General features: G+C 72.2%; 7 protein-coding genes. All 7 read left to right on the forward strand.

Annotated features, from left to right (window positions below):
• Window positions 1-14 precede the first annotated feature (14 nt).
• Window positions 15-1523, forward strand: a complete 1509-nt coding sequence (gene gatB / locus ACFC1R_RS31740) for an Asp-tRNA(Asn)/Glu-tRNA(Gln) amidotransferase subunit GatB (RefSeq protein WP_375944532.1) — start codon at window positions 15-17, stop codon at window positions 1521-1523.
• Between the two features lie 213 nt (window positions 1524-1736).
• Window positions 1737-1925 carry a hypothetical protein gene (locus ACFC1R_RS31745; protein WP_375944534.1) on the forward strand — a complete coding sequence of 63 codons (189 nt, stop codon included), beginning with the start codon at window positions 1737-1739 and terminating at the stop codon, window positions 1923-1925.
• 152 nt (window positions 1926-2077) lie between these two features.
• Window positions 2078-5209: an AAA family ATPase gene (locus ACFC1R_RS31750; RefSeq protein ID WP_375944563.1), complete on the forward strand. Its 3132-nt coding sequence runs from the start codon at window positions 2078-2080 to the stop codon at window positions 5207-5209.
• 310 nt (window positions 5210-5519) lie between these two features.
• Window positions 5520-8594 carry a putative bifunctional diguanylate cyclase/phosphodiesterase gene (locus ACFC1R_RS31755; RefSeq protein WP_375944536.1) on the forward strand — a complete coding sequence of 1025 codons (3075 nt, stop codon included), beginning with the start codon at window positions 5520-5522 and terminating at the stop codon, window positions 8592-8594.
• 306 nt (window positions 8595-8900) lie between these two features.
• Window positions 8901-10754: an acetolactate synthase large subunit gene (locus ACFC1R_RS31760; protein ID WP_375944538.1), complete on the forward strand. Its 1854-nt coding sequence runs from the start codon at window positions 8901-8903 to the stop codon at window positions 10752-10754.
• A gap of 91 nt (window positions 10755-10845) precedes the next feature.
• Window positions 10846-11370, forward strand: coding sequence for an acetolactate synthase small subunit (gene ilvN, locus ACFC1R_RS31765; RefSeq protein WP_375944564.1), 525 nt, complete (start codon window positions 10846-10848; stop codon window positions 11368-11370).
• Between the two features lie 130 nt (window positions 11371-11500).
• Complete coding sequence (ilvC, locus tag ACFC1R_RS31770) at window positions 11501-12499, forward strand: ketol-acid reductoisomerase (protein ID WP_375944540.1); 999 nt, start codon at window positions 11501-11503, stop codon at window positions 12497-12499.
• Window positions 12500-12549 lie beyond the last annotated feature (50 nt).

Here is a 12549-nt window from a genome sequence, read left to right on the forward strand (position 1 = left end):
GTGAAGGGGACGCTGTGAGCGTCGAAAACCTGGTCCCGTACGAGGAGGCTCTTGCCTCGTACGACCCGGTGATGGGCCTTGAGGTCCATGTGGAGCTGGGTACCAAGACCAAGATGTTCTGCGGGTGTTCGACCGCGCTCGGGGCCGAGCCGAACACCCAGACCTGCCCGACCTGCCTCGGCCTGCCCGGCTCGCTGCCGGTCGTCAACGCCATCGGCGTGGAGTCGGCGATCAAGATCGGCCTCGCGCTGAACTGCGAGATCGCCGAGTGGTGCCGGTTCGCCCGGAAGAACTACTTCTACCCGGACATGCCGAAGAACTTCCAGACCTCCCAGTACGACGAGCCGATCGCCTTCAACGGCTACCTCGACGTCCAGCTGGAGGACGGGGAGACCTTCCGGGTCGAGATCGAGCGCGCCCACATGGAGGAGGACACCGGCAAGTCCAGCCACGTCGGTGGCGCGACCGGCCGCATCCACGGCGCGACGCACTCGCTGCTCGACTACAACCGGGCCGGCATCCCGCTGATCGAGATCGTCACCAAGCCGATCGAGGGCGCGGGTTCGCGTGCCCCCGAGGTGGCCAAGGCGTACGTCGCCGAGCTGCGCGAGCTGATCAAGGCGCTGGGCGTCTCCGAGGCCCGGATGGACAAGGGCCAGATGCGCTGCGACGTCAACCTGTCGCTGCGCCCGAACGGCACCGAGAAGTTCGGCACCCGCTCGGAGACCAAGAACGTCAACTCGCTGCGCAGCGTGGAGCGGGCGGCCCGGTTCGAGATCCAGCGGCACGCCGCGGTGCTGGACGAGGGCGGCACCATCGTCCAGGAGACCCGGCACTTCCACGAGGACAACGGCACCACCACCTCGGGCCGGATCAAGGACAACGCCGAGGACTACCGGTACTTCCCGGAGCCCGACCTGGTCCCGATCGCCCCCTCGCGGGAGTGGGTCGAGGAGCTGCGGGCCGCGCTGCCCGAGCTGCCCCGGGTGCGCCGGGCCCGGCTGCAGGCCGAGTGGGCCCTGTCCGACAAGGACATGCAGTCGGTGCTCAACGCCGGTGCGGTGGAGCCGATCCAGGAGACCATCGCGGCCGGTGCCCCCGCCGACCAGGCCCGCAAGTGGTGGATGGGCGAGCTGGCCCGTCGCGCCAACGAGACCGGTACCGATCTGGCCGAGCAGCCGATCACCCCGGTCCAGGTGGCCCGGGTCTGCACCCTGGTCGCCGAGGGCAAGCTGAACGACAAGCTGGCCCGCCAGGTCATCGAGGCCGTGCTGGCCGGCGAGGGCGAGCCGGACGCGGTCGTGGAGCAGCGGGGACTCGCCGTGGTCTCCGACGACTCGGCGCTCGGCGCGGCCGTGGACCAGGCCATCGCGGAGAACGAGGCGATCGCCGCCAAGATCCGTGACGGCAAGGTCGCCGCGGTCGGCGCGCTGGTCGGCGCGGTCATGAAGGCCACCCGCGGCCAGGCCGACGCGGCCCGGGTGAAGGACCTGATTCTTGAGCGTCTCGGCGTTCAGGCCTAAGGATCCTTAGCCCGAGCGGCTGCCTACTTAGGTATCAGAGCCCGTGCCCCCTCCCGAACAGGGAGGGGGCACGGGCTTTCTAAGGTCCGGGGGCCCGGCGGGATCGGGCATGCTCCCGATGCGGCGAACCCCTCTGGGAGAGGAGTCTGTAACCAGGACGAGGGAGGGCCGGCCGAAGGGGCCGGCGATCGTCCGACCGGAGGGGAATCCCAGATGTTCGAGTACGAGCTCATCCAGAACCGCGTCGAGGAACTGCACCGCCAGGCCGAGCACGACCGCCTGGTCCAGGAGGCCCGCGGCGCCCGTACGGTCCGTCAGCGCACCGGCGCGGTGGCCCGGCTGGCCCGCGGCGTACGGCGCCCGGTCGCCCGCCCGCGCGCCGCGCAGCTCGGCGAATGCTGACGGCGGTGCACGGCCCGGGTGCGGACCCGGGCGGCTTCGGGCCGGGAACACCGGCGGGCCGCAAGAACGAGGGGGAGGACGCCTACGGCGCCTCCCCCTCGGGCTGTCCGGCCCCCGGGATAACCGCTCCACCGGCGTCGGGCGCCTGTGGCATGCTCGCCGGTGTGGAGCAGAAATCGATCAGTCCCGTCTTCGTCGGCCGCGGCACCGAGACCACCGTCCTCGACGCGGCGCTGCGCCGGGCGGTGGCGGGGGAGCCGCAGACCGTCCTGATCGGCGGCGAGGCGGGGGTCGGCAAGACCAGGCTGGTGGAGGAGTTCCTGGCGGCCGCCTGCGACGGGAGCGACGGGGGCGTGGTGACCACGCTCGGCGGCTGCCTGGAGGTCGGCGCCGAGGGCCTGCCGTACGCGCCGCTGGCCACCGCGCTGCGCCGCCTGCACCGGGCGCTCGGTGCCGAACTCGAACGGGCCGCGGAGGGCATGGAGGGCCATCTGGCGCGGCTGCTTCCGGAGTTCGGCGAGACCGGCACCGAGCCCAACGACGAGTTCGGCCGGGCCCGGCTCTTCGAGCACACCGCCCGGCTGTTCGAACGCCTCACCGTCGACCGGACGCTGGTCCTGGCCGTCGAGGACCTGCACTGGTCCGACCGCTCCACCCGTGAACTGCTCGCCTACCTGGTCCGCACCCTGCACCGCTCCCGGGTCCTGATCATCGCCACCTACCGCAGCGACGACCTGCACCGCCGCCACCCGCTGCGCCCCTTCCTGGCCGAACTCGACCGACTGCGCACCATACAGCGGCTGGAACTGGCCAGATTCGGGCCGCACGAGGTCGCCGCACAGCTGGCGGGCATCCTCGGCAGCGAGAGCGTCGAGACCCTGGACCGCGACCTGATCGACCGGATCCACCGCCGCTCCGAGGGCAACCCGTTCTTCATCGAGGAGCTCGCCACCGCGTACCTGGACGGCAGCCCCGCCGGGCTGACCGACTCGCTCCGCGACATCCTGCTGGTCCGGGTCGAGGCCCTGCCGGACGAGACCCAACGGGTGGTCAGGATCGCCGCCGAAGGCGGCTCCTACGTCGAACACGCGCTGCTGTCCGCCGTCCTGGACGAGGGCGAGGAGATGCTGATCGAGGCGCTGCGCAACGCGGTCGGCGCCAACGTGCTGCGCCCGGACACCGACGGTGAGGGCTACCGGTTCCGGCACGCCCTGGTCCGCGAGGCGGTCTCCGACGACCTGTTGCCCGGCGAGCGATACCGGATCAACCGCCGCTACGCCACCGTGCTGGAGGCCGACGAGGTCCTGGTCGGCTGCGAGAAGCGCCCGGCCAGGCTGGCCAACTACTGGTACCACGCGCACAATCCGGCGCGGGCCCTGCCGACCGCGCTGGACGCCGCCAGGGCGGCCCGCCGCCGCAACGCCTTCGCCGAGCAACTGCGCATGCTGGAGCGGGCCCTGGAGCTCTGGGACGAGGTCTCCGAGGAGGTGCTGGAGAGCACCCTGCGCCCGTACGACTGGGCCGAGACCTACCCCTCGTGCAGCTGCGACCCGGGCACCCACGACTCTGGGTGCGACCGGCTCCGGCTGGTGGACGTCTTCGCCGAGGCCGTGGTGGCCGCCCGCCGCGCCGGGGACCGCGAACGCGGGCTGAGCCTGGCCAAGACGGCCCTGAAACTGGTCGACGAGGAGCGGAGCCCGGAGCGGGCCGCCTGGTTCAGGATGCACCGCTCGCGACTGCTCACCCAGCTGCACCGCAGTGGCGGCGACGAGGAGATCGAGCGCGCCCAGCGGCTGGTGGAGAACCTGCGGCCGTCGGCCGTACGCGCGGAGGTGTTCGCGCTGGCCGCCGCGCACGCGATGCTGGGCCACCCGACCGAGGCGGACATCGGGCTCGCCGAGCGGGCCGTGGAGATCGCCAGGGCGGCCGGTGCGGCCGGGGTGGAGCAGCACGCCCGGATGACGCTGGGCAGCCTGCACGCGCACTTCGGCAACCTGGACGAGGGCGTCGCGCTGCTGACCGACGCGGTCGAGAAGTCCCGCAGCCTGGGCGCGGACGTGTACTGCCGGGGCCTCAACAACCTGGCCAGCCAGCTCCTCGGGCTCGGCCGTCCCGCCGAGGCCGAGCAACTGGCCAGGCAGGGGCTGGAGGCGGCCGGCAGCACCGGTCTGCTGGCCAACACCGGGGCGATCCTGACCGGCAACCTGGCCGAGGCGCTGATGCTGCTCGGCCGTCCCGCCGAGGCCGCCGAACTGCTGGCCGCCTGGGACGACCGGCTCGGTTCGGTCGGGCACCACGAGTTCCTGGACCGGCTGCGCGGCGATCTGGCCCTGGGCCAGGGTGACCTGGACTCCGCCGCCAGGTACCTGGCCAAGGTCAGGTCCACGGTCAGGTCGGTGGACTCGCAGCACGCGCTGCCCACCGCCCGGCTGGCGATGCGGATCGCCGCCAGGGCCGGCCGCCCGCTGGAGGCCAGGGCCGAGCTGCTGGCCGTCCTGGACACCAGTGTCGAGCGGTACGCGGCCTCGTCCGGGCGGCTCCTGGACGGGGGAGCCGGCTGGCTGCTGCCGGTGCTGGTCGACGGGGCGGCGATCGAGGCCGACACCCGGGGCCTGCCCGCAGCGGACCGGGGCCGGCCCGAGACGCTCGCCAGGATCGCCGCCACGGCCGCCCGGCTCCGGCCCGGGATCGCGCTGCACGTCGGCTGGCTGCGGCTGCTGGAGGGGGAGTTGGCCCGTGCGGAGGGGGCGGACACCCCGGCGCACTGGACGGCGGCGATCGAGGTGCTGCGCGGGGACGGCCCCGGCGAGCCGCTGCTGCTCGCCCTGTACCGGGGCGGCGAGGCGGCGGCCGCCGCCGGACAGCGGGCGGCGGCGGCCGGGTTGCTGCGCGAGGCGTGCGGGCTGGCGGTGGCCCGCGGTGAGCGCCAACTGGAGCGGGAGATCGCCAGGTTGGCCGATCGGGCCGGGCTCGCACCGGAGCTCCGCCAGGTCGAACAGGAAGCCGGTGAAGCCGAACGCGGATCCGACCCGGCGGGCGGGCGGCCCGATCCGGCCGAGTCCTTCGGTCTCACCCCGCGCGAGCGGGACGTGCTGTGGCAGCTCGCGCTGGGCCGCACCAACCGGCAGATCGCGCAGGAGCTGTACATCTCGCCCAAGACCGCCAGCGTGCACGTCTCCAACATCCTGGCCAAGCTGGAGGTCGCCTCGCGCGGTGAGGCGGCGGCCCTCGCCCACCGCCTCCGGCTCTTCGCCGACCGGGAGTTGGTGCCCGAAGGGGCGTAGCCCCGGTGGGTCGTGCGCCCCGGTCGTGCGCCGCTGCCAACCGGGGCGATCCCGCCGAGAACGGGGCACATCACCACGCACGGGCCATTACTCTAAGTTGAGTGTGCGTGTCGTTGAGTGACCGAAGTGGTGTAGTGTCCCGGGTGGGAACACCGGTACGGCGTAGCGGAACGGCTCCGTCCGACGCCCCAGTGGGTACCGGAACCAGCCTGCGGGGATGCTGCAGTGACGTGGCGTCAGATCACTTCACGCGGTGGCACGGCCGAGGCTCGGGCGCGTGCACGCCCCGGGCCGGAGGGGGAGATGTCGAGTGAACTCCACCGATGCGGTGCTGCCCGCCGCGCCCCCGGCCGGCCGCGGAGGCCGCCGCGGCGACGACCCCGACGGCGGTGTGCGGGGCGGTGGGGGCGCGTGTGCCGGCGACTCCCGCGGCCGGATCCCCGGCGCTGTCCTGATCGCGCTCTGCCTGGGTTACGCGGTCGGGGCCGCCCTCGGCTGGGGGTCGCCCCAACTGGCCCGTTTCATGGGCGACTTCGGGCTGGCCGGGGCGGCGCTGGCGGCCTCGCTGTCCTGCCTGCTGCACGGCTGCACGGTGGGTGGGCCGTCCCGGCCCGCCTGGCTGCTGTTCGGCCTCTCGTCCTCGATGGTGGCCTTCGGCAACGGCACCTGGGGCTGGTACGAGGTGGTGCTGTGCACCACGCTCCCCCCGGACTCCGCCGCCGAGTACGCCTTCCTGCTCTTCGCCCCGCTGGCGATCACCGGCGTGGTGGTGCTCGCGCAGCGCCCGAGGACGGCGGCCGGCTGGCTCTGCCTGCTGCTGGACGGCTGGCTGGTGGCGAGTTCACTGTTCACGCTCAGCTGGAGCCTGGCTCTCGGCCGGGTGGCGGCGGGGGAGGGCGACTCCCCGCTCCGGCTCGCCCTGGGCCTCGCCTACCCGGTGCTCGACATCCTGCTGGTCAGCCTGGTGATGGGCCTGCGCTTCCGGGGCCGGGACGGCAACCGGGCCGCCGTGCACACCGCGATGGTCGCGCTGGCCGTCACGGTGGTCTGCGACGCCCTGTTCACCTCGCCCGAGCTGCGCAGCAGCTACCACTCCGGCGAGCTGCTGGACGCGGGCTGGTTCGCCGGCAGCGTGCTGCTCGCCTGGGCGCCCTGGTCGCCCGACCGCAGCCGACCGCACCGGGAGCACCCGTCCACCGGCGGCGCCCCGCGCCGCCGGGTGGCCAGCACCTTCAGCGCGCTCACCCCGTACGTGGCGGCGGCGGTCTGCGTCGCGGGCATCGTCTACAACGCCATGGGCGGCCGGCCGCTGGACCGCGTGATGATCGTCTCGGCCTCGACCTTCGGCCTGGTCCTGCTGGTGCGCCAGGGGGTGATGCTGCTGGACAACCTCTCGCTGGCGCAGGAGCTCGCCCAGAAGGAGGCGCACTTCCGCTCCCTGGTGCAGGGCTCCAGCGACGTCATCATGATCGCGGACGCCAACGGCGTGCTCTCGTACGTCAGTCCGGCCACCCTCACGGTCTACAGTCGTGACCCCGAGGAGTTGGTCGGTGGCAATCTGCTCAACCTGGTCCATCCGGGTGACGTGGACCGGGTGCTCGGTGAGGTCAGGAGACTGATGGTCCGCCACCCCGGCCGGCGCGACGCCGACGCGGGTGGTGCCGAGCCCTCCGCCCGGGTGGAGTGCCGGATCCGCTCCGGTGACGGCCACTGGCTGCACGTGGAGTCCACCGTCAACCGCTACCGGGACGGGCTGATCCTCAACAGCCGGGACGTCACCGAGCGGGTGATGCTGCAGGCCCAGCTGCACCACAACGCCTTCCACGACCCGCTCACCGACCTGCCGAACCGCGCGCTGTTCGCGCAGCGGGTCCGGGCCGCCCTCGGCGAGCGCCCCGGCGCCCGTCCGGGCGAGTGGCCCGCCGACGGTGCCCGCGAGCACCCCGAGTCCGACGAGCCCGCCGTGGCCGTGCTCTTCCTCGACCTGGACGGCTTCAAGGCGGTCAACGACACCTCGGGCCACCAGGTCGGCGACGAACTGCTGGTCCAGGCCGCCCGGCGGCTCCAGGGCGCGGTGCGCGCCGGGGACACGGTGGCCAGGTTCGGCGGCGACGAGTTCGCCGCCCTGGTCTGCGGGCGGCTGGGCCGCGCCCAGGTCCACGACCTGGCCGAGCGGCTCCGGGCCGCGCTCTCCGAGCCGTACTGGATCGGCGGCGCCGAACTCGGCGTGGCCGCCAGCATCGGCATCGCCTTCGGCCCGCGCGACCACGCCCCGGACTCCGACCCCAAGGCCGCCACCGACGAGCTGATGCGCAACGCGGACCTGGCGATGTACCGGGCGAAGTCCGAGGGAAAGGGCCGGGTGGTGCTCTACACCCCGGCGATGCGGGCCGAGCTGGAGCGCCGGGCGGAGCTGGAGGAGCGGCTGCGGCTGGCCGTCCGGGAGGGCAGTTTCACCCTGCTGCACCAGCCCGTGGTCGACCTCGTCACCGGGGCGGTCACGGCCGTCGAGGCACAGGCCCGATGGCGCTCGGCCCAGGGCCTGGTGCTCACCCCGGCGGAGTTCCTGCGCACGGCCGAGCAGGGCGACGCGGCGACCCGGTTCGCCCGCTGGATGCTCCAGGAGGCCGTCACCACGGCCGCCGCCCGCCGCCAGGTCCCGGGCGCGCCGCACGCCGTTCCGGTCACCGTACGGCTGAGCGCCGAGCGGCTCTGTGCGCCCGGCATCTACGAGACCATCGCCGGCATCCTCAGGGAGACCGGCCTGCCCGCCGAGCAGCTGGTGATCGAGCTGGCCAGGACGGGCCCGGACGGCGGGGCGGACGAGATCGGCCGCCGGCTGGCCGCGCTGCGCCGGCTCGGGGTGTCCACCGCGGTCGCCGGGTTCGGGGCGGGCGGCGGTTCGCTGGGGGCGCTGGCCCGGCTCCCGTTCGACGCGCTCAAACTGGACCTCAGCCTGGTCCAGGACCTCGCCGAGTCCACCCTCACCAGAGCACTGGCCGGGCACGCGCTGCGGCTCGGCCGGGACCTCGGTCTGGTCACCACGGCGGAGGGGGTGGACCAGCCCCGCCAGGTCACGGTGCTCCAGGAGTTGGGCTGCCGCCAGGGCCAGGGCCTGGCCTTCGCGCAGCCGCTGGACGAGCACCGGCTGCGCCGGGCACTGGCCCGCCGGGTCTACCCGCTGCCGCGGCCGGTCGGCTCGCTCTCGGCACGGCGCGCGTACCTCGCCGGGGACACCCGATCGGGTGGCCGTGCAGAGCCGGGCGGGGGACGGGTCGTGCACCATCACGCCGCCCTGGACCTGCCCGAACGCCGTGCGGTACCGGGGTCCTGCGGAGGTCCGAACGCCGGTCCGCATACCGAGACGGCCGTCCCACCCACTTGACACCCGGCACCGCCGAGGAGGAAGGTCGGTCCCATGCGCACCCGAATTCTCGTACTTGGCAGGCGCGTCGGCTGAGCGGACCACGGAGTCCCGCTCGTGAAAGACCGACGCGCCACCCCTCGCATGCCCTTGGCACGAGGGGTTTTTTGTTGCACTGACACTGCTCGACCACCGCAAGAACACTGGCTTCTATCCCCGCAAATCGGGACGATTGAGGCAGAGCCGGAGACCGGCCCACCAGCACGGTGACCCGCCTGGATCGCCAGGGGACGCCGGGGCCGACAGAACCCGAGAAGAGACAGGCAGATGACTGAGCACGCCGCATCCCCCCGCCGCGGGGACAACCCGGCCGCCCATGCTCCGGGACCCCAGGCTGTTGCTGAGACGATGACCGGCGCGCAGTCGCTCATCCGCTCGCTGGAGGCCGTGGGCGCGGACACCGTCTTCGGTATCCCGGGCGGGGCCATCCTTCCCGCGTACGACCCGCTGATGGACTCCAACAAGGTGCGCCACATCCTGGTCCGCCACGAGCAGGGCGCCGGGCACGCCGCCACCGGCTACGCCCAGGCGACCGGCAGGGTCGGCGTCTGCATGGCCACCTCGGGACCGGGTGCCACCAACCTGGTCACCCCGATCGCCGACGCCTACATGGACTCCGTCCCGATGGTCGCGATCACCGGCCAGGTCTCCTCCAAGGCGATCGGGACCGACGCCTTCCAGGAGGCGGACATCTGCGGTATCACCATGCCGATCACCAAGCACAACTTCCTGGTCACCGACCCGGCCGAGATCCCCCGGGTGATCGCCGAGGCCTTCCACATCGCCGCCACCGGCCGTCCTGGCCCGGTCCTGGTCGACATCGCCAAGGACGCCCTGCAGGCCACCACCACCTTCCGCTGGCCGGTGGAGACCTCGCTGCCCGGCTACCGCCCGGTCACCAAGCCGCACGCCAAGCAGATCCGCGAAGCCGCGAAGCTGCTGGTCAGTGCCAAGCGGCCGGTGCTGTACGTCGGCGGCGGAGTGCTGAAGGCGCGGGCCAGCGCGGAGCTGCGGATCCTCGCCGAGCTGACCGGCGCGCCGGTGGTCACCACGCTGATGGCGCTGGGCGTCTTCCCGGACAGTCACCCGCAGCACCTGGGCATGCCCGGGATGCACGGCAGCGTCCCCGCGGTCACCGCGCTGCAGAAGGCCGACCTGCTGTTCACCCTCGGTGCGCGCTTCGACGACCGGGTCACCGGCAAGCTGGACAGCTTCGCGCCGCACGCCAAGGTCGTGCACGCCGACATCGACCCGGCCGAGATCGGCAAGAACCGCCCGGCCGACGTGCCGATCGTCGGTGACGCCCGCGAGGTGCTGGCCGACCTGATCGTCGCCGTCCAGGCCGAGTTCGACGCCGGGCGCCGGGGCGACTACGCGGACTGGTGGGTCAAGCTCGACGAGTGGAAGAAGACCTACCCGCTCGGCTACGAACCCGCCCCCGCCGGTGAGCTCTCCCCGCAGCAGGTGATCGAGCGGATCGGCCGGATCGTCGGCTCCGACGCGATCTACGCCGCGGGTGTCGGCCAGCACCAGATGTGGGCCTCGCAGTTCATCAACTACGAGAAGCCGGCCAGCTGGCTCAACTCCGGCGGTGCGGGCACCATGGGCTACGCCGTCCCGGCCGCGATGGGTGCCAAGGCGGGCAAGCCGGAGTCGGTGGTCTGGGCGATCGACGGCGACGGCTGCTTCCAGATGACCAATCAGGAACTGGTCACCTGCGCGCTGAACAACATCCCGATCAAGGTCGCGATCATCAACAACGGTTCGCTGGGCATGGTCCGCCAGTGGCAGACCCTGTTCTACAACCAGCGCTACTCCAACACCGTGCTGCACGCGGGCCCGGAGCACGACGGCATCTCACCGCCGGCCCAGGGCACCCGGATCCCGGACTTCGTCCTGCTCTCCGAGGCGATGGGCTGCGTCGGCCTGCGCTGCGAGCGCCCCGAGGACCTGGATGCGGTGATCAAGCAGGCGATGGAGATCGACGACCGCCCGGTGGTGATCGACTTCATCGTCCACCAGGACGCCATGGTCTGGCCGATGGTCGCGGCGGGCACCAGCAACGACGAGATCCAGTTCGCCCGGGGCGTGCGCCCCGACTTCGGCGACGACCTCGACTGACCGCCCTCCCGTCCCCCACTCCCCACCCGTGTCGGGTCCGGCCCCGCCGGAGCCCCTCTTGAGTCGACCCGATAGAGAGCTCATGACCACCATGTCCAAGCACACCCTCTCCGTCCTGGTCGAGAACAAGCCCGGCGTGCTGGCCCGCATCGCCGCCCTGTTCTCCCGTCGGGGCTTCAACATCGACTCCCTCGCCGTCGGCCCGACCGAGCACCCGGACATCTCCCGGATGACCATCGTGGTCAACGTCGAGGACCTCCCGCTGGAGCAGGTCACCAAGCAGCTGAACAAGCTGGTCAACGTGATAAAGATCGTCGAGCTGGACCAGGCCCAGGCCGTCCAGCGGGAGTTGGTCCTGGTCAAGGTCCGCGCGGATGCCGAGACCCGCTCGCAGATCGTCGAGATCGTGCAGCTGTTCCGGGCCAAGACCGTCGACGTCTCGCCGGACGCGGTGACCATCGAGGCCACCGGCAGCTCCGACAAGCTGGAGGCGATGCTCAAGATGCTGGAGCCGTACGGCATCAAGGAGCTCGTGCAGTCCGGCCTGGTGGCGATCGGGCGCGGTGCCCGGTCGATCACCGACCGCTCGCTGCGCGCCCTGGACCGCTCCGCGTAGGCCGGTCCCCCGGCGCGCGACGCCGTCCGCTGTCTCAACCCCTGAAGCACTGCCCCACACCCCGGCTGGGTCCAACTACGGTAGGAATCGCAGTACCCGGCACCACCACCACGCAAGGAGATGTGCCCCCGTGGCCGAGCTGTTCTACGAAGACGACGCCGACCTGTCCATCATCCAGGGCCGCAAGGTCGCGGTCATCGGCTACGGCAGCCAGGGCCACGCCCACGCGCTGTCCCTGCGCGACTCGGGCGTGGACGTCCGCGTCGGTCTGCTGGAGGGCTCCGAGTCCCGTGCCAAGGCGGAGGAGGCGGGCCTGCGCGTCACCACCCCGTCCGAGGCCGCGGCCGAGGCCGACGTCATCATGATCCTGGTGCCGGACCCGATCCAGGCCGACGTCTACAAGGAGGCCATCGAGCCGAACCTGAAGGCGGGCGACGCCCTCTTCTTCGGCCACGGCCTGAACATCCGCTTCGGCTTCATCAAGCCCCCGGCCGACGTCGACGTCTGCATGGTCGCCCCGAAGGGCCCGGGCCACCTGGTCCGCCGCCAGTACGAGGAGGGCCGCGGCGTCCCGTGCATCGTGGCCGTCGAGCAGGACTCCACCGGTGGCGCCTTCGACCTGGCCCTGTCGTACGCCAAGGGCATCGGCGGCACCAAGGCCGGCGTCATCAAGACCACCTTCACCGAGGAGACCGAGACCGACCTGTTCGGTGAGCAGGCCGTCCTCTGCGGCGGCACCGCCGCCCTGGTCAAGGCCGGTTTCGAGACCCTGGTCGAGGCCGGCTACCAGCCGGAGATCGCCTACTTCGAGTGCCTGCACGAGCTGAAGCTCATCGTCGACCTGATGTACGAGGGCGGCCTGGAGAAGATGCGCTGGTCGGTCTCCGAGACCGCCGAGTGGGGCGACTACGTCACCGGCCCCCGCATCATCACCGACGCCACCAAGGCCGAGATGAAGAAGGTCCTCGCGGAGATCCAGGACGGCACCTTCGCCAACACCTGGATCGCCGAGTACAAGGCCGGCCTGCCGAAGTACAACGAGTACAAGAACGCGGACTCCGAGCACCTGCTGGAGACCACCGGCAAGAAGCTGCGCAAGCTGATGAGCTGGGTCGACGAGGAGGCGTAACTGCCTTGTACAACCAGGCTGCTCCCGTCCGGGTGATTTCGCCGGACGGG

The sequence above is a fragment of the Kitasatospora sp. NPDC056138 genome, assembly GCF_042264695.1.
GTDB lineage: Bacteria > Actinomycetota > Actinomycetes > Streptomycetales > Streptomycetaceae > Kitasatospora.